Source organism: Azospirillum griseum, assembly GCF_003966125.1.
Lineage (GTDB): Bacteria > Pseudomonadota > Alphaproteobacteria > Azospirillales > Azospirillaceae > Azospirillum > Azospirillum griseum.
This window is the reverse complement of sequence record NZ_RXMA01000009.1, coordinates 35,297-50,086: the sequence shown is the minus strand read 5'-3', so window position 1 is coordinate 50,086 and position 14,790 is coordinate 35,297. Positions and strand designations below refer to the sequence as shown.

The window sequence follows — 14,790 nt, the reverse complement described above, 5'->3', positions numbered from 1 at the left end:
GAACCGCAGCGGTCCAGTCTTCGCGTTTCACAAAAATGGACCATCGGTCCATAATGGCCCCATCAGGACGCGACACCACGCCACAGACGACACGCTGTCGCGGATGGTCCGATCCAAAAAGCACAAAACAAACGTCCAAGGAGACGCCCGAGATGACTGTCACCCCGCAGGCCGGTGCGGATGTCGCGCCGCGCGATTGGAACCAGCACCCGCCCTATCTGTCCCCCGCCTATCAATCGACCATCCTGCGGTCGCCGCGCAAACCGCTGATCCCGGTCAAGCAAAGCCTGCTGACCCGCAGCGGGCCGGTGTTCGGCCATGACAGCGTGGGCGAACTCGACAACGACCTGACCAAAAACGGCCGCAACAACGGCGAACCGCTGGGCGAGCGCATCATCGTCACCGGCCGGGTGTTGGACGAGGATGGCCGCCCGGTGCCGAACACGCTGCTGGAAATCTGGCAGGCCAACGCGGCGGGCCGCTACGTCCACCGCTGGGACCAGCACGACGCGCCGCTCGACCCGAATTTCTTCGGGGCGGGCCGCTGCATGACCGACGATCAGGGGCGTTACCGCTTCACCTCGATCAAGCCGGGGGCCTATCCCTGGGGCAACCACCACAACGCGTGGCGTCCGGCCCACATCCATTTCTCGCTGTTCGGGCCGTCCTATCTGACCCGCCTGGTCACGCAGATGTATTTCCCCGGCGATCCGCTGTTGCCGCTCGATCCCATCTACAACGGCATTCCCGAGGGCGCGCGCGATCTGCTGATTTCCCGCTTCTCGATCGACGTGACCGAGCCGGTGTGGGCGCTCGGCTATGAATTCGACATTGTCCTGCGCGGCCGCAAAGCCACGCCGATGGAGGCCTGAGCCATGCTGAAGCAAACCCCGTCCCAAACCGTCGGCCCCTACTACGCCTACGCCTGGACGCCGGAGCTGTATGGCCGCCGCGCCATCCTCAGCAACGTTCTTGCCACCACCGACACGCCGGGCGAGCGCATCCGCCTGCAGGGGACCGTCACCGACGGCGAAGGCACGCCGATCCGCGACTGCATCCTGGAGATCTGGCAGGCCGACGCCGAGGGCCGCATCCAGCCGGGGGCGGCGGGCTTTGGCCGCTGCGGAACGACCGAAGAGGGCGTCTACCACTTCGACACCGTCAAGCCGGGATCGACCGGCGACGGTGAGGCCCCGCAGATCGCCATGACCGTGTTCGCGCGCGGCATGCTGGTCCACGCCTTCACCCGCGTCTATTTCGCCGACGAGGAGCGGGCCAACGCCGAGGATCCGACCCTGGCCGTGGTCCCCGCCGACCGCCGCGCCACCCTGCTGGCCGAACGCACGGTCACGCCGGGTGGGGTCGTCTACCGCTTCGACGTGCGTTTGCAGGGCGACCGGGAAACCGTGTTCTTCGACCTGTAAGGCCGCGCTGAAGCAAGACCGCACCGAACGCAAAAAGCCCCTGTTCCGGCCTGGAACAGGGGCTTTGTCATGCGCAACGGCAAAAATGGATCAGGCCCGTGCCCGTTCGATCTCCACGCCCACGCTGGCGGCGTCGGGGAACACGTCCAGCTTTTCCACCCGGACCCGCGCGGTGCGCACGCGGGCGTCGGCCAGGCAGCGGTCGGCGATGCGTTCGGCCAGCGTTTCCACCAGCGTGACATGACCCTGGGTGACGACGCCCTTGACCACGGCCAGCGTGTCTTCGCCGGTGACGCCGGGGGCGATCAGATCCAGATCGACGTTCAAACGGATGCGCTGCGCCGTCTGGCGTTCGTGCGCGTAGACGCCGATCAACGCGTCCATCACCAGATCGCGAACGAAGCAGCGGGACGACGCCGCCGACACCGCCGAACGCGGGGTGGGAGCGGTGACGGTGGCGAAGAGCGTGTTCATGCGCGAACGCGTAACACAGCGGCGACCGCCTGCCAAGCCGCCGTGAGGATCTTCCGATAGCCCTTGGCAGGGGGGCGGCAGGCAGATCAGTGCATCTCGGAACGGATGCGCTCGCGCAGCACGTCGATGGGGCGCAGGGAATCGCCCTCCTCGTAATGCCAGAAGGTCCAACCGTTGCAGGCGGGCAGACCGGCCATCGCAGCGCCCACCTGATGGATCGAGCCGCGATGATCGCCCAGCGGGTTGGACCCGATCAGCGTGCCATCGGCGCGCACCCGTGCCGCCACCCGGCGGCGCTGGTCGAACAGGGTCGAGCCGGGGCGCAGCAAGCCGCGCTCCACCACCCAGCCGAAGGGGATGCGCGGGGCGCTGCGCTTGGGTGGGGTGTCGAGGATCGCCCCCTCCGGCGCTTCCTCCACCGCGTCGATGCGGGCCTGCGCGGCCTTCACATAGGTGTCGTCGCGCTCCAACCCGATCCATTTGCGGCCCAGCCGCTTGGCCACCGCGCCGGTGGTCCCGGTGCCGAAAAAGGGATCGAGCACCACGTCGCCCGGCCGCGACGACGACAGGATCACCCGGTACAGCAGGGATTCCGGTTTTTGCGTCGGGTGGGTCTTCTTGCCGTCGCCGTCGCGCAGACGCTCGCCGCCGGTGCAGATCGGCAGCAACCAATCGCTGCGCATCTGAAGATCCTCGTTGAGGTTCTTCATGGCGTCGTAATTGAAACGGTACCGCGCGTCCTTGTCCTTCGACGCCCAGATCATGGTTTCGTGGGCGTTGGCGAAACGGGTCCCCCGGAAATTCGGCATCGGGTTGGTCTTGCGCCACACGATGTCGTTCAGGATCCAGAAACCCAGATTTTGGAGCGTCGCGCCGACGCGGAAGATGTTGTGATAGCTGCCGATCACCCACAGGCTGCCGTCGGGCTTCAGGATGCGGCGGGCGGCCGCCATCCAATCGCGGGTGAAGCGGTCATAGGCTTCGAAATCGTCGAACTTGTCCCACTCGTCGTCCACCCCGGCGACGCGGGAATGGTTCGGCCGCAGCAGCTCGCCCCCCAACTGAAGATTGTAAGGCGGATCGGCGAAGATGAGGTCCACCGACTCCGCCGGCAGGCTGTTCATCAAGGCAACGCAATCACCGACCAGGATGCGATTCACAGGGGACATAGGGGCAACCAACCACAGCAAGGGACTCGGGCGGACAATGAGTCGCGCCCGAGTCGCCGTCAACTGCTTTTTGCGGCAAGAGTCTGCCGAGTCAGCCGGTTAGCGCGATTTGGGCGCGCACTGGTGCAAAAGAGACTCGGTGGTGCGGGGTGACGCCGTGGCGCTGCAGGGCGGCCAGATGTTCGGGGGTCGGATAGCCCGCGTTGCGCTCCCAGCCATAGTGTGGGTGCACCGCCGCCAGCCGCAACATCTCGTTATCCCGCGCCACTTTGGCGAGAATCGACGCGCAGGCGATGGATTGGCTGCGGCTGTCGCCCTTGACCACGGCCAGCGCCTCGCACCCGATGTCGGGGGTGAATTTCCCGTCCACCAGGGCGGCGTCGGGCGGCAGGCCCGGCAGCGCGGCGTGGGCGCGCTTCATCGCCAGCAGCGTGGCCTTGTGGATGTTGAGATCGTCGATTTCCCGGGCCGACGCCTCGGCGATGGCGAAGGCCAGCGCGTGGGCGCGGATGGCCGGTTCGATCTCTTCGCGCAGGCGGCGGGCCATCGCCTTGCTGTCGTCGATCAGGGCGGCGATCTCCGGCGGCAAGCCGTCGGGCGGCAGCACCACGGCGGCGGCGACCACCGGCCCGGCCAGCGGCCCGCGCCCGACCTCGTCGATGCCGCAGACCCGGCGGCCCGGCCCGAAGGCGATTTCCAGCGACAGGTCGGGGCGGCTGCGGACCGTCGCCGATGCTTTGACGGCGCGGGGTTTGGCGGCGGAACGGGGCATGTCCTGAGGCGCTGTCAGCGGGGGGTGGAAAGCTGCTTGATATAGATGCGGGTCAGCGTCTTCAAGATCGGCGGCATCGCCGACAGGGCTTGCGCAAAGGCTTCCTTGCGGATGATTTCGCAGACGGTCGGCTCCACCGCCGTCGCGGTGGCGGCGCGCGGGTGGTTGGTCAGCAACGCCAATTCGCCAAAGATGCGGCCCGGCCCCAGCCGCGCAAGCTCCTTGTCCTCGAACCCAGTGACCCGATGGATGGACACCTGGCCGGATTGGATGAGGTAGGCGGCCATCCCCTCGTCGTTCTGGCGGAAGAAGACATGGCCCGGGCGGAACATCCGCCGTTCGGCCAGGGTCTGAAAGGAGGTGGAGGATCGGATGTCCGTTCCTCCATCCACCCGTTCCGGCTGCGGAAGGCCATAGTTGCGGCGGATCGCCGCGATCAGGCTTTCCAGCAGATAGCGGATCAGCGGCGGCGATTTGCGCAGCATCGCCTGAAAGGTGTCGCGCGTCAGCTCCACCGCCGTGACGGAGGTGATGGTCCGCACGGTGGCGCTGCGGGTGCCGTTGTCGATCAACGCCATTTCCCCCACCACCGCCCCGGCGGTGATGACACCCAGCTTTTTCAGCCCCTCGGGCCGCTCCAGCAGGGCCTCCAACTCCCCGGATTCGATCAGCCACGCGCGGTCGCCGTAGGTTCCCTGATGCATCAGGATGGTTCCCGCCGGGATCTGCATGCGTCGGGTGTCGATGCTGGAAGGGCTGCTCATGGGGTCAGGCTCGGGTTCCGGTCGGCAAAAAGCATACTGCACTTCAGGACTATCAGAGAAGATGGCGCAAAATCGTTAATCCGCAATCGGGACGAACGTCGCTCGGTGCCGCCCGTGCCATCATCCTCTTGAGCCGCGCGCCACGGCTGCGCTATGGATGCGCCCCTGCGACGGCGACGGGCCGGCGCCCGCGTGATTTCAGACCCGCGTGACTTCAGAGATGCCGAGATGACCGCCGAACCCACCGCCGCCACCCCCAAAGCCACCCCCAGCGAATGCCCCTGCCGCTCGGGCAAGAGCTTCGCCGACTGCTGCGGCCCCTATCTGGCCGGTCTGCCCGCCCCGACGGCGGAAGCGCTGATGCGGTCGCGCTACTCGGCCTACGCCGTGCGCAACATCGACTATCTGGAAGAAACGCTGCTGCCGGAAACGCGCGGCGATTTCGCCCGGAAGGAGGCCGAGACCTGGGCCGACACCAGCCTGTGGACCGGGCTGGAGGTGCGCGGGACCGAAGGCGGCCAGCCCGGCGACACCGACGGCGTCGTGGAGTTCGTCGCCCGTTTCACCATGAACGGCAAGCCGCTGACCCACCACGAAACCAGCCGCTTCACCCACCGCGACGGCCGTTGGTATTATGTGGACGGCACGCTGGGTGCCCGCCCGCGCAGCGGTCCCAAGGTTGGCCGCAACGACCCATGCCCCTGCGGCAGCGGCAAGAAGTACAAGAAGTGCCACGGCGCGTGATCGTCACCCTGTGATCGCAGCCGCGTGATTGCCAAGGCCGACCGGGCGCGAGTCTCCCCGCGCCCGGCCCGCTTTTGCGCGTTTTGGAAATTTCTGTCGTGTTTCCCGCCCCTGGGCGCAATCCCGATTGAATTTCGCCACGGAACGGCTCATGGTCCCTGAGCCGTGTTCCGGCGTTTCGGGATGCGGTGTAACACGACAGATGAGACTGCACTTATGTTCGATCGTCCGCAGCGTAACAATTCGTTCCGCGCCCCCGAGATCACCCAGCGCGACATCCGGGCCACCGTCAAGTGGTTCAACGGCACCAAGGGCTTCGGCTTCGTGACGCCCGAAGACGGCTCGCCCGACGCCTTCCTGCATTCGACGGTTCTGCAGTTCAGCGGCCATGACAGCCTCGACGAGGGTGCCACCATTGTGTGCGACCTGTCGCGCGGCCCGAAGGGCCCGCAGGTCGCCACCATCCACTCCGTCGACCTGTCCACCGCCGCGCCGAGCAGCCGTCCGGCGGCCCGTTCGCGCGACCGTGGCGACAGCTGGGGCAACGACGGCGGTTACGGCCGTGATTCCTACGGCGGCGGCGATTCGGGCGAGACCGTTGACGGCACCGTCAAGTGGTTCAACGTGACCAAGGGCTTCGGCTTCATCGCCCCGTCCTCGGGCGGCAAGGACATCTTCGTGCACATCCGTGCGCTGGAGCGTTCGGGCATCCAGTCGCTGGCCGATGGCGAACAGGTCCGCGTCAGCATCCGCCAGGGTGCCAAGGGTCCGGAAGCGCAGCGCATCGAACTGGCCTAAGTCCATCGTCGTGATGTGATGCGAAAAACCCCCGCTCCGATGGAGCGGGGGTTTTTTGTTGTTCGCAAGACAGCGTCACGACCAGCCGGTCAACATTGGCGGGTCAACGGGCACCGGGCAGGAAACGTTCGCTGAACAGGTGATCGTCCGGCACGCCCCGGTCGCGCGCCGCCTGCTCCACCGCCGCGATCAAGGCGGGTGGGCCGCAGACGTAAAGGTCAGGCGCTTCCCCGCTCATCGCCGCCAGATCGGCGCGCAGGGCGTCCGCCGGGGTTCCCACCACGCCCGACCAGTCGGCCTCCGCCTGCCAGACGCAGGGGATCAGGGCGAAGCCGCCCGGCAAGGAGTCGGTCAGCGCCCCCAATTCTTCGAGCGCGAACAGCTCCTCGGCCCGGTTGACACCGAAATAGAGGCGGGCGGGCTGCGGGTCCTGATACTCCGCCATCCGCCGCAGCATCGACAGCATCGGGGCCAGCCCGGTTCCCCCCGCCACGAACCAGCGTGGCCGCAAGCCGTTTTCGCGCAGGGTGAAGCCGCCGAGCGGGCCATGCACGCGCAGCCGGTCGCCAACCGCCGCGCGCCGTTCCAGATACTCGGAAAAATGGCCTTGAGGGTGCAGCCGGATCAAAAACTCCAGCGTGCCATCCCAATTGGCGGTGTTGGCCAATGAATAGGCGCGGCGCAACCCCGCCCCGTCCGGGATTTCCAATTCCATATACTGCCCGGCTTCGAACTCCGCCGCCGACCCCTCCCCCTCATCCTCCAGGGTCAGGCGCAGGCGGACGGTGCGCGCGCCGATCAGGGTCCGTTCGCTCACCACCGCGTGGCGCGGGCGCAGCGCCTGGGTCAGGATGCGGGCGCGGTCGAAGGGGGCCGACAGCGCCAGCGGGCCGCGCGGGTAGGTCCGGCACAGCAGGATCGCCCGGCGGGCGGCGTCCGCCGCCGACAGGGCCGCCTCGCTGTGGGGGCCAAGCTGGTAATCCCCGCTTTCGGCGGTGGCGCGGCAGGCCCCGCAACCGCCCTCGCGGCAGACCACCGGCAGGAACAGATCGGCGGCGGCGGCGGCCTCCACCACGCTTTGATCCTCGGCGCAAGGAAAGCTCAACCGCGCGCCGTCGCGGGTGAGCAGATCAACCGTGTGAAACGTCATCCGATGGGTCATTCCGGTTGGAAACGCGAAGCCACCGACGCGCGCCCGGCAACCTGTGCCGGTGGGGGCGCGTCGGTGAGGTCTGGGCCTCAGCCCGTCCAGATCAGGCCGCGCAGGTCAGGGCGGCGGCGATGTCGTCCGGCGCGGTGGTGATCGGCTGGATGCCGAACCGTTCGACCAGCACCGCCAACAGCGTCGGCGTCAGGAAGGCGGGCAGAGTCGGCCCCAGACGGATGTTGCGGATGCCCAACGCCAGCAGGGTCAACAGCACGGCGGCGGCCTTCTGTTCAAACCAGGACACCACCAGCGACAGCGGCAGATCGTTCACGCCACAGCCGAACGCCTCGGCCAGCGCGCTGGCGATGCGGATGGCCGAATAGCTGTCGTTGCATTGCCCGATGTCGAGCAGGCGCGGGATCCCGCCGATGCTGCCGAACTCATGACGGTTGAACCGGTATTTGGCGCAGCCCAGCGTCAGCACCACTGTGTCGTCCGGTGCGCCGGTGGCGAAGTCGCTGTAGTAATTCCGCCCCGCCGCCGCGCCGTCGCAGCCGCCGATCAGGAAGAAATGGCGGATGTCGCCCGCCTTCACCGCCTCCACCACCGCACCGGCCACGCCCAGCACGGCGTCGCCGCCAAAACCAACCGTCACCGTCTGTTCCGGCCCAGCCGTCTTAAGGTCGTCCGCCTTGAAGCCGGGCAGCGCGTGGGCCGCCGCGATCAGCGGGGCAAAGGCGTGGTCGGCCAGATGGCGCACACCCGGCCAGCCCACCGGGCCGGTGGTGAAGATGCGTTGGCGGTAGCGCGGTCCCGGTTCGATGATGCAGTTGGAGGTCATCAGGATCGGGCCGGGGAAAGTGGCGAAATCCGTCTGCTGGTCCTGCCAGGCCCCGCCGAAATTGCCGACCAGATGCGGATAGGCCTTCAAGGCCGGATAGCCATGGGCGGGCAGCATCTCGCCATGGGTGTAGACGTTGATGTCGGTCCCGGCGGTTTGCTTCAGCAGGGCTTCCAGATCGCCCAGATCATGGCCGCTGACCAGGATCGCCTTGCCCGCCACGGGGGTGACGCGAACGGCGGTGGGGTGTGGGGTGCCGAACCGCCCGGTGTTGGCGGCGTCCAGCATCTCCATGACCTGCAGGTTGAGGCGACCGACCGACAGGGCGCGGTCGAGCAACTCCGCCATGTCGGTGGGATCGCTGGCCAGATAGGCCATCGTCTCCTCCACCCCGGCAAACACCGCGTCGCGGGTGTAGCCCAGCACGGCGGCGTGGTTGGCGTAGGCCGCAACGCCCTTCATGCCATAGAGGATCAGGGCGCGCAGCCCGACCACATCGGCACCGACGCGCGCCAGATCGGCGTTCACCGGCACGGTCGCGGCCTGGGCCAGCAGGCCGGTGAGGTCGGCGGCGGGCGTCCAGTCAACCGCAGGACCGGTTGGGGCGGGCGCGGTCTGGGCCGTGTCGGAATCGGCGACCAAGGCGGCCTCGCAGCGGGCGGCCACCCGGTCGCGCACCGCAGCGGCCTCGTGCAGCAGGGTGACGAAGCGGGTCGGGTTGAAATTGACGTTGGTCAGCGTGGTGAACAGCGCGTGCAGCATGAAGGCACCCGCGTCGTTGTCGGGCACGCCGAGCGCGCGGGCGCGGCGCGCCTGCTGGGCGATGCCCTTCACCGCGTGGACCAACAGATCCTGAAGATCGGCGGTGGTCGCGTCCTTGCCGCACAGGCCCTTGGCCGAAGCGCAGCCGTCACCGGTGGGCAGGCGGGTCGTTTGCTCGCACTGATAGCAGAACATGAAGGGGCACCCTATGAGGTTTCCGGAGCGTGTCCGGACCGCTTATAGGGGGCACGCCGCGCGCCGGACTTGACCATGGTCAAGCGGGGGGCGGCGGTGACGGTCTCACTCCGGTTCGGGGGATTCGCCGATGGCCGACAGAATGGCCAGCCGCAGCGGGTCGGCCTTGGCGGATCCGGCCAGCAGCTCCAACAGGCGCAGGCTGTAGAACAAATTCAGCTCCGCCGCATCGGTTGCGGCGGCATCCTCCAAGCGCTGCGGATAGTCCTGCAACAGCGCCTGCGCCCGTTGTTCCACCCCCTGGCCCATGCGTTTGATCGTGTCGTTGACCTGTTGGCGCAGCCCCAGCGTGTCGGCCAGACGGTCGCAGCGGCGCAGGGCGCGGGCGTGATCCTCCGCCGCGATCTGCGCCGTTTCATCCACCTCCGGCGCACGGTCGGGTGTTGGGGCCGGAATGGCGGACAGGATGCCCTGCGGCGCGGTGTCGAGCACCGATTCCGCCACCATCGCCCCGACCGCGCTCGTCACCGCCGCCAAACGGTCGCGGTAGAGCGGCTCGTGCAGCGCGTCCATCACCGTGCTGGTGGTGGTCACGCTGGCGATGAGGCGTTCGGCGGTCGCCATCGCGTCCGCCGGTTTGACCACCGTCCGCTCCCCTGCGCTGGCCCGGTCGTCCAGGCGGGCGGATCGGGCTTCCAGATTGCTGACCACCAGCCCGCTGAGCTGCGCGAACAGCACCGGTTGATCCCGCCGCGCCTTGCCCAGATCCAGATCGTTCAGCACGCGCAGCAGGTCCGCCGGGGTTGCCAGACGGGCGGCGGCAACCAGCAGCAGCGGATAGACCCCCGCCAGCGATTGGCGCGCCACCGCCTGGGCCGCCTGTTCGATGGCGGCGATGTGGCGGTCCTCCAACTCCGGCACGGGCTTGGGCGACAGGTCGCTTTTCAGCGCCTCGATCGACAGCCCGATGTCGAGATAGGCGGCGGCGTCGATCACCTGCCGTTGCAGCCCCTCATCCCCGTGCAGATGCCGCCACAGCGCCTGGCGCGAGCGGTCGTCGTCCATCGCCGCCCGCAGGGTTTGCGCCGCCAGCGGCCACAGACGGCGGCCGATGTTCAGCAGGCCGTTGTGGTCGCCGGGTGCCACCTCCTGCACCATGCGGTCGAGTTGGTCGAGCTGATGGCGGTCGGCCCGTTCCTCCACGATGCCCCACAACGGAGCGATCACGCGGCGTTCGATCCGGCTCAGCGGCACATCACCCCCGCCCACCCCTTCCAGCGCGTCCTCAAACGGCATGCACAGCACGCGTTTGAGCGTGGGGCGGCGTCCCGGGCGCATCTGGACCAGACGCGGGCGGATCGAATCAAAGGTCTGGCGGACATCGGGATGATCGTTCACCCGTTCCAGCAGGCGAACGACCTCCAGAAACTTGTCGTCGGGAATCGCCAACAGACGCTGTTCGAGCGACGGCAACAGATCGGGCGTGGTCCCCGTTTCGGCCCGCGCCGACGGGGACGCACCGGACGCTTTCCCCGTCCCGCTGGCGCGGGTCATGCGGTCCGGGCCTTGACCAGTTCAATCCGGCGGATGGCGTCCACGTCCATTTCGCCGGTGCGCCAATCCTCCAGCATGCGGACGGAGCGGCGGTGCACGGATTTGACCCGCTTGGCCGCCCCCAGCATGTCCACACGGCTTTCCTTTTTCGGCAGCAGCGGCAGGATGCGGAACAGTTCGTTGATGGTCAGCGCCTGTTGCTGGCGATCCTCGGCCAAGGCCACCTCCCAGGCTCCGGTGACGTGGGTCCAGCCGTCCAACAGCCAGGCCATGCGGCGGGCGTGGGTGCGGATCACGGCGAAATCGGTTTCCCAATCGCGCATCAGCGGCCCGATGGCGTCCACCCGGCGTTGAAAATCGGCCAGGATCGCGTCGCCGATGCCGATGGTGTGCTGGGCAACGTCGGCGCAGAAGGCGGCGACCGGGGCGGCGTCGTTCGGCACCTCGTTCGCCCATTGGGTCATGCTGTCGCGGAACCCCTTCAACTCCTGCATCCCGCGCAGCAGGCGACCCGGTTTGGGCGATTGCGCCAAACCGACCGGGGCCACCGCCGCCGCCACCTCGGCCAGACGGGCGTAGAGGAGGTTCGCCTCCAGCTTCAAACTGTCCGCCGCGCGCGCCATCAGTTGCCGGGTCAGACGTTGCCCTTCCTCGGTGCCGATGCCCGCCTTCAGCATCTCCGGCGATTCCAGGCCGACGGCCTTCAGGATGGACAGCAGCAGCAGATAATGGGTCAGGGTGCTCTGTTCCTCATCCTCCTCCAGCGCGCGGCGGGCGGCTTGCGCCGCCTGCGGCCCGGCCAGACCGCGCCTTGCGGCCTTCAGGGTCGCCCGCCGGATCTCCTGAGGGGAACAGGCCTCCTCCTTCACGATCAGGTCGTGGAGATAGCGGTCGTGCATGGTCATCGGGACCATCTCCGGCACCGCTTTCCACGGAACGACGTAGGTCCCCATGCCTTCGGACAGGGCGGGAATCAGGACCTCCAGCTTGGTCCGTTCGCCCCGGCGCACCCGCGTTTGCGACAGCAGCGGCGTGGTGAAGGCGACGGCGGCCCCCCGCTCCTCAAAGGTCGATGGCGCGTAGTCGATCGCACCCTTCAGCATGGCCCACGCCCCAAAACTCGTCCATTCCCCCGCAAGCCGGCCCGTCGAACATCGCGCCGAACGGCCATCCCGCGACCTGCCAAGAGGATATTATGAAACGCTTGTAAGAAAAGCGCTGAATGAAAATTGTTTTGAAATGTGTCAGTCCCGCCGGTCGTCGCGCGCCGCAGGAGCGGGTCGGTGGGCGGCAAAGCCCCTTGCGCTTTGCCCGATGGGGCGACACTTTGACCGCAACGAAACCCATGACCACAACAGGAGTGGCGCAAGGTGAGCAAGATCGGCATCGTGCTTGGGCGATTTCACACCAAGGAAGTGACGGAGATGCTGGAGGAGGCGCGCGCCGTCGCCGCCAAGCGTCAGCTTGACATCGTGGCCGAGGTTTGGGTTCCCGGCTCCATGGAAAAGCCGCTGGCGCTCAAGCGCCTGCTGTGCCGCAACGACATTTCCGGGGCGGTGGCGCTGGGCATCATCGAACGCGGCGAAACGGAGCATGGCAACGTCATGGGCCACGCGGTGATCTCCAGCATCATCGGCCTGCAACTGGAGTTCATGAAGCCGGTCGGCGTCGGCATCCTCGGACCGGGGATCAACCCGTCGCAGATCCCGCCGCGCGTCCGCCCCTACGCCGCTGCGGCGGTGGAGGCGGTGGCCGATCTGCTGGCCAGCGCCTGACCGAATCCGCGTTCCTACCGGATTATGGGGTTTTGGCGGGGGTCCAGCGGTGCAGCAGATGCATCGCCCCGCCAAACACCAGCCCCCAGAAGGCCGACCCCACCCCGCCAAAGGACAGGCCGGAGGCCGTGACCAGCAGGGTCATCAGGGCGGGGATGCGCTCCTCCTCCGCCTGCACCGCGCCCAGCAGCGCGCCGCCGAAGGCCCCGATCAGGGCCAGACCGGCCACCGCCTCGATCAAAATCGGCGGGGAGTTCAGCACCAGCGTCGCCGTGACCGCCGCCAGACCGGCCAACAGGATGTAACCCACCCCGCCGAACACCGCCGCCTGCCAGCGCCGCGCCGGGTTGGGATCGGCGTCGGGACCGGCGCACAGCGCGGCGGTGATCGCCGCCAGATTGACCGTTGGCGCGCCAAAGGGGGCGGTCAACGCCGACAAGGCCCCCGTCACCAGAAACACCGGCGGCACGCGCGGGGTAAAGCCGAAGGTCGCCAGCACCGCCAACCCCGGAATGTTCTGCGACGCCATCGTCACCACGAACAGCGGCAGGGCGATGCCGACCAGCGCCTCCCAGGTGAAGACCGGCGTCACCAGCGACAGGCTGGGCAGGACAAAACCGCTGGTGAAGCCGCCGGAGGCCGTGGGCGACAGCGCCATCGCCCCCAGCGCCACCGCCACGGCGGCCGGAACCGCGTAGACACGGGCAAAACGCCCGACCACCGCCCATGTGACCAGCACCAGCAGCGCCAGCCCCGGCGCTTGCTTCAGGGCGACGAAGGGGGCCAGACAGAGTTTCAGCAGGATGCCCGCCAGCATGGCGTTCGCCAGCGGTTTGGGGATCGCCGCGATCCAGCGGCCCAGCGGCGACCACAGCCCGGCCACCATCACCAGCCCGGCCACCACCAGAAACGCCCCGACCGCCGCCGGAAAGCCGCCCGCCACCGGGCCGGTCGCCGCCAACAGCGCCATGCCCGGCGTGGTCCAGGCGATGCTGATGGGCAGGCGTTGGCGGCTGGCCAGCAGAATCGCCGCCAACCCCATCGACACGCCCAGTGCCGCCAGCGCCGAGGCGATCTGCGCGGTGTCGGCCCCGACCCCGGCCAACCCCTGGATCACCACCGCCACCGAACTGGCGTAACCGACCAGCGCCACCAAGCCGCCGGTCGCCACCGCCGACCAGGACAGGCCGGTGTCGGGCGCGGCGGTTTGGGGGCCAATCGAATGCGTGGGGGAACCCATGGCGCGATCCTTTCCAAACAGGGGCCGCCCGGCGTCGCGCGCCTGGACAGTGTCACCCGTCTTGGATAAATTGGATCCAATATCCACGCAAGCGGCTTTTCCGGATCGCACCCCAGGCATGACCACGCCCCCACCGATCCTTGATCTCTCCCAGATGATCGAGCGTCACCGCCCGCGCTTCCGCACCGCGTCCGAATTTGTTGAGGCGGCCCTGCGCGAGGCGATTTTGTCGGGTGTGCTGCCCGGCGGCCTGCCCCTGCGCCAGGAGGAGTTGGCCGCCGCCTTCGGGGTCAGCCGGATGCCGGTGCGCGAAGCCCTGCGCCAGTTGGAGGCCCGCGCGCTGGTGGAGTTCCACCCCCATCGCGGGGCCGTGGTGGTGGAGATTTCCGCCCAGGACGCCGCCGACATCAGCGCCATCCGCGCCGCCCTGGAACCGGCGGCGCTGCGCCTGTCCCTGCCCCACCTGACCCGTGATGATCTGGCGCTGGCCGCCGACCTGATCGCCGAAATGGACGCGGAGGCCGATCCGGGGCGGATGGGCGAACTCAACCGGCGCTTTCACATGACGCTCTACGCGCGGGCCGGGCGGCCCCGGCTGTTGGCCCTGACCGAACAGCATCTGGCCGCCGCCGACCGCTATCTGCGCTTTCAATTCGCCGCGCTGGCCCACCACCCGCGTTCGCAGGACGAGCACAACGCCCTGTTGGCCGCCTGCCGCAACGGCGACGCCGACCGCGCCTGCGCCCTGGTGACGCGCCACATCCTGGCGGCGGAAGAGCTGTTGACCCGCTTCCTGACGGTGCGGGCCGCGCACAGCGGGTAAAAAGCGGGGGGTAAGAGCCGGGGGGAAGCGTCAGCGCGACGGCGTCGCCACCGCGCCCTGCTTCAGCACGGCAATCGCGCTGCGCGCCACGGCGTGCAGGTCGGTGCCGTCCGCGTCGCTGTGGGCAAACAGCGCGGCGCGCATCCGGGGATCCCAGAATTTGCGGATGTGGGCGGCGGTTTCCGCCGTCGCCTCGTCCGGCGGCAGGCTGGCGAAATGGCTGGCGATCTGGTTGGCCATGCGCACCAGATCGCGGCTGCGCGCCGTCGCGGTGGTCTCGGTCATCGGTCGGCCTTTCCCTTGGTCAC

General features: G+C 68.3%; 16 protein-coding genes. 6 read left to right on the top strand and 10 right to left on the bottom strand.

Annotated features, from left to right (window positions below):
* Positions 1-152 precede the first annotated feature (152 nt).
* Positions 153-872, top strand: coding sequence for a protocatechuate 3,4-dioxygenase subunit beta (pcaH, locus tag EJ903_RS11430; protein WP_126615250.1), 720 nt, complete (start codon positions 153-155; stop codon positions 870-872).
* Between the two features lie 3 nt (positions 873-875).
* Positions 876-1,424 carry a protocatechuate 3,4-dioxygenase subunit alpha gene (pcaG, locus tag EJ903_RS11425; RefSeq protein ID WP_126615248.1) on the top strand — a complete coding sequence of 183 codons (549 nt, stop codon included), beginning with the start codon at positions 876-878 and terminating at the stop codon, positions 1,422-1,424.
* Between the two features lie 90 nt (positions 1,425-1,514).
* On the opposite strand, the gene EJ903_RS11420 is transcribed toward pcaG, so the two are convergent.
* The 4 genes from EJ903_RS11420 to EJ903_RS11405 all read right to left on the bottom strand — a co-directional run bounded on the left by EJ903_RS11420 (position 1,515) and on the right by EJ903_RS11405 (position 4,603).
* A complete protein-coding gene (locus EJ903_RS11420) occupies positions 1,515-1,898 on the bottom strand; it encodes a dihydroneopterin aldolase (RefSeq protein WP_126615246.1) in 384 nt (127 codons plus the stop codon).
* 86 nt (positions 1,899-1,984) lie between these two features.
* A complete protein-coding gene (locus EJ903_RS11415) occupies positions 1,985-3,067 on the bottom strand; it encodes a site-specific DNA-methyltransferase (protein ID WP_126615244.1) in 1,083 nt (360 codons plus the stop codon).
* A 91-nt stretch (positions 3,068-3,158) separates the two neighbouring features.
* Positions 3,159-3,839 carry a ribonuclease HII gene (locus EJ903_RS11410; RefSeq protein WP_126615242.1) on the bottom strand — a complete coding sequence of 227 codons (681 nt, stop codon included), beginning with the start codon at positions 3,837-3,839 and terminating at the stop codon, positions 3,159-3,161.
* A gap of 14 nt (positions 3,840-3,853) precedes the next feature.
* Entirely contained in the window at positions 3,854-4,603 is a 750-nt protein-coding gene (locus tag EJ903_RS11405) for a cyclic nucleotide-binding domain-containing protein (RefSeq protein ID WP_126615240.1), read from the bottom strand.
* Between the two features lie 228 nt (positions 4,604-4,831).
* On the opposite strand from EJ903_RS11405, the gene EJ903_RS11400 reads away from it, so the two are divergent.
* The gene (locus tag EJ903_RS11400) at positions 4,832-5,347 is read left to right on the top strand and encodes a YchJ family protein (RefSeq protein WP_126615237.1); all 516 of its coding nucleotides are present in this window, start codon (positions 4,832-4,834) and stop codon (positions 5,345-5,347) included.
* Between the two features lie 216 nt (positions 5,348-5,563).
* Positions 5,564-6,145 carry a cold-shock protein gene (locus EJ903_RS28000; RefSeq protein ID WP_126615235.1) on the top strand — a complete coding sequence of 194 codons (582 nt, stop codon included), beginning with the start codon at positions 5,564-5,566 and terminating at the stop codon, positions 6,143-6,145.
* Between the two features lie 103 nt (positions 6,146-6,248).
* On the opposite strand, the gene EJ903_RS11390 is transcribed toward EJ903_RS28000, so the two are convergent.
* The 4 genes from EJ903_RS11390 to EJ903_RS11375 all read right to left on the bottom strand — a co-directional run bounded on the left by EJ903_RS11390 (position 6,249) and on the right by EJ903_RS11375 (position 11,747).
* Positions 6,249-7,295, bottom strand: coding sequence for a 2Fe-2S iron-sulfur cluster binding domain-containing protein (locus tag EJ903_RS11390; RefSeq protein ID WP_126615233.1), 1,047 nt, complete (start codon positions 7,293-7,295; stop codon positions 6,249-6,251).
* Between the two features lie 103 nt (positions 7,296-7,398).
* On the bottom strand, positions 7,399-9,090 hold the full coding sequence (gene hcp, locus EJ903_RS11385) for a hydroxylamine reductase (RefSeq protein ID WP_126615231.1): 1,692 nt from the start codon (positions 9,088-9,090) through the stop codon (positions 7,399-7,401).
* 105 nt (positions 9,091-9,195) lie between these two features.
* On the bottom strand, positions 9,196-10,644 hold the full coding sequence (locus tag EJ903_RS11380; protein ID WP_126615229.1) for a hypothetical protein: 1,449 nt from the start codon (positions 10,642-10,644) through the stop codon (positions 9,196-9,198).
* The gene (locus EJ903_RS11375) at positions 10,641-11,747 is read right to left on the bottom strand and encodes a hypothetical protein (RefSeq protein WP_126615227.1); all 1,107 of its coding nucleotides are present in this window, start codon (positions 11,745-11,747) and stop codon (positions 10,641-10,643) included. The genes EJ903_RS11380 and EJ903_RS11375 overlap by 4 nt, the downstream gene beginning before the upstream one ends.
* A 267-nt stretch (positions 11,748-12,014) precedes the next feature.
* Between EJ903_RS11375 and EJ903_RS11370 the strand changes: the two genes are divergently transcribed.
* Positions 12,015-12,419, top strand: coding sequence for a 6,7-dimethyl-8-ribityllumazine synthase (locus tag EJ903_RS11370; RefSeq protein WP_126615225.1), 405 nt, complete (start codon positions 12,015-12,017; stop codon positions 12,417-12,419).
* A 22-nt stretch (positions 12,420-12,441) separates the two neighbouring features.
* Here the strand turns inward: EJ903_RS11370 and EJ903_RS11365 are convergent, their stop codons facing one another.
* On the bottom strand, positions 12,442-13,659 hold the full coding sequence (locus EJ903_RS11365; RefSeq protein WP_126615223.1) for a benzoate/H(+) symporter BenE family transporter: 1,218 nt from the start codon (positions 13,657-13,659) through the stop codon (positions 12,442-12,444).
* Between the two features lie 118 nt (positions 13,660-13,777).
* Between EJ903_RS11365 and EJ903_RS11360 the strand changes: the two genes are divergently transcribed.
* Positions 13,778-14,482 (top strand): GntR family transcriptional regulator, encoded by a 705-nt coding sequence (locus EJ903_RS11360; protein WP_126615221.1) that lies wholly within the window; start codon positions 13,778-13,780, stop codon positions 14,480-14,482.
* Positions 14,483-14,512: 30 nt separating this feature from the next.
* Here the strand turns inward: EJ903_RS11360 and EJ903_RS11355 are convergent, their stop codons facing one another.
* Entirely contained in the window at positions 14,513-14,767 is a 255-nt protein-coding gene (locus EJ903_RS11355; RefSeq protein ID WP_126615219.1) for a formate dehydrogenase subunit delta, read from the bottom strand.
* Positions 14,768-14,790: the final 23 nt, after the last annotated feature.

Coding starts and splice junctions, on each gene's coding strand:
- EJ903_RS11390 (WP_126615233.1), bottom strand. CDS start 7,295: ATGACGTTTCACACGGTTGATCTGCTCACCCGCGACGGCGCGCGGTTG.
- EJ903_RS11400 (WP_126615237.1), top strand. CDS start 4,832: ATGACCGCCGAACCCACCGCCGCCACCCCCAAAGCCACCCCCAGCGAA.
- EJ903_RS11410 (WP_126615242.1), bottom strand. CDS start 3,839: ATGCCCCGTTCCGCCGCCAAACCCCGCGCCGTCAAAGCATCGGCGACG.
- EJ903_RS11380 (WP_126615229.1), bottom strand. CDS start 10,644: ATGACCCGCGCCAGCGGGACGGGGAAAGCGTCCGGTGCGTCCCCGTCG.
- EJ903_RS11375 (WP_126615227.1), bottom strand. CDS start 11,747: ATGCTGAAGGGTGCGATCGACTACGCGCCATCGACCTTTGAGGAGCGG.
- EJ903_RS11405 (WP_126615240.1), bottom strand. CDS start 4,603: ATGAGCAGCCCTTCCAGCATCGACACCCGACGCATGCAGATCCCGGCG.
- EJ903_RS28000 (WP_126615235.1), top strand. CDS start 5,564: ATGTTCGATCGTCCGCAGCGTAACAATTCGTTCCGCGCCCCCGAGATC.
- EJ903_RS11360 (WP_126615221.1), top strand. CDS start 13,778: ATGACCACGCCCCCACCGATCCTTGATCTCTCCCAGATGATCGAGCGT.
- EJ903_RS11365 (WP_126615223.1), bottom strand. CDS start 13,659: ATGGGTTCCCCCACGCATTCGATTGGCCCCCAAACCGCCGCGCCCGAC.
- pcaG (WP_126615248.1), top strand. CDS start 876: ATGCTGAAGCAAACCCCGTCCCAAACCGTCGGCCCCTACTACGCCTAC.
- pcaH (WP_126615250.1), top strand. CDS start 153: ATGACTGTCACCCCGCAGGCCGGTGCGGATGTCGCGCCGCGCGATTGG.
- EJ903_RS11355 (WP_126615219.1), bottom strand. CDS start 14,767: ATGACCGAGACCACCGCGACGGCGCGCAGCCGCGATCTGGTGCGCATG.
- EJ903_RS11415 (WP_126615244.1), bottom strand. CDS start 3,067: ATGTCCCCTGTGAATCGCATCCTGGTCGGTGATTGCGTTGCCTTGATG.
- hcp (WP_126615231.1), bottom strand. CDS start 9,090: ATGTTCTGCTATCAGTGCGAGCAAACGACCCGCCTGCCCACCGGTGAC.
- EJ903_RS11420 (WP_126615246.1), bottom strand. CDS start 1,898: ATGAACACGCTCTTCGCCACCGTCACCGCTCCCACCCCGCGTTCGGCG.